The organism is Faecousia intestinalis (assembly GCF_040096185.1).
Taxonomy (GTDB): Bacteria; Bacillota; Clostridia; order Oscillospirales; family Oscillospiraceae; genus JAZOXB01.
Window position 1 is genome coordinate 1 of record NZ_JBBMFF010000273.1, and the last position, 1,545, is coordinate 1,545.

At 63.8% G+C, this 1,545-nt stretch carries 1 protein-coding gene; it reads left to right on the top strand.

The genetic code is table 11. The annotated features are described in order from the left end of the window. Window positions 1-225 precede the first annotated feature (225 nt). Window positions 226-1,314, top strand: coding sequence for a DUF2974 domain-containing protein (locus tag WMO66_RS14190; protein WP_349137007.1), 1,089 nt, complete (start codon window positions 226-228; stop codon window positions 1,312-1,314). Window positions 1,315-1,545: the final 231 nt, after the last annotated feature.

The following is a 1,545-nucleotide window of genomic DNA, read 5'->3' on the forward strand; positions in this document are numbered from 1 at the left end:
CGCAACTGCCTTCCCGAGATTGCCACGTCGCTTCGCTCCTCGCAATGACAATTCGGGGGCTATTATCATTTTAATGTTAGCCTGTTCCGTTCGCCGGTGCAGCGCCGGTCGGGGCATGCCCCGACCCTGCAACGCACAACCGGAAACTTTCCGTTTCTATTCGCCCCGCCTCGCGCTTTTCTTTTCTCCCGAAATATGGTATCATGGGCGCAGGAGGTGCTCTGCATGGCGAATGTGTTTGACTATCTTGACTGGCGCGGCGATCTGACGCTCGGGCTCGTGCCGTTGTGCGACGTGGACGCCGTTGTGCTGTCCCGCCTGTCCTACCTGCCGCTCGACGGGCTCGTCCCGCCGGAGGGGGCGCCGGTCGGCGCACTCATGCGGCAGCTCCTCGCTTCGAAGCCGCCGCTGCTCCTGCCGGAGGACGGGCGGTTCATCCCTGCCCTTGTGGCGAGTCAGCGCTTCTGCGAGATGCGGATCATGGATTATGTAAACCAAATCGACCTCGAGAGCCAGACGCAGTTTGCGGCCATCACCGTCGCCCTCGGCGACGGGCGGCATTTTGTCGCCTTCCGCGGGACGGACGGCACGCTCGTCGGCTGGAAGGAGGATTTCAACATGGCCTTCACCTGCCCCGTTCCGGCCCAGCGCCTCGCGGCGCATTATGCCGCCTCGGCCATGCTGCGCTTTCCGGGGGAGTTCCTGCTCGGCGGCCACTCCAAGGGCGGCAACCTCGCGGTCTATGCCGCAGCGTTCTGCCCCGCAGCCCTGCAGGAGCGCATCGCAGCGGTGTATAACAACGACGGCCCCGGCTTCGATGCCGAGGTGATCGCCCTGCAGGGCTACCAGCGTATCTGCGCGCGGGTGCAGACGTTCGTGCCGCAGTCATCCATTGTCGGTATGCTGCTCGAGCACGAGGAGGCCTATACCATCATCCACAGCACGGGCGACGGCTTCGGTCAGCACAATCTCTATACCTGGGAGGTGCTGCGCGACCGCTTCGTTACGCTCGAGACCGTCACGAACGGCAGCCGCTTCCTCGACCGGACGCTCAAGCAGTGGCTGGCCGGGCTGGAGCCGGAGCAGCGCGAGCGGACGATCGACACGGTCTACCACATGCTGTGCGAAACGAACGCCGAGACGCTGCATGAATTGAAGGAGAATCGCTTTTCCCGCGCGCTGGCGCTGCTGCGCTCGGCCAAGGGGCTGGACGAGGATACGCGCAAGCTGCTCGTCCATGCCGCAGGGGTGTTTTTCCGCAGCGCGGGCCGTTCCCTGAAGCAGGCGCGCGTCCCAGACGAACAGGAATCCTGAAAAAACGACCGGGACGGGATGAAGATCATCCCGCCCCGGTTTTTTGTAGGGGGTTCGTTGGCACGTTGCAGGGGAGGGGACAGCCGGGCCCAGCTGCGCACTTGCAGCCCGTGCAGGCCACCCTTAAAACGCCATGCACCCCCGACTTGTCATTCCGAGGAGCGAAGCGACGTGGGAATCTCGTGCAGGCACTTGCAGCCCGTACAGGGTAACGATAAAACGTACCAACCG

Bases quoted from the DNA above. Each gene is read 5' to 3' on its own strand.
- WMO66_RS14190 (WP_349137007.1), top strand. From the start codon at position 226: ATGGCGAATGTGTTTGACTATCTTGACTGGCGCGGCGATCTGACGCTC.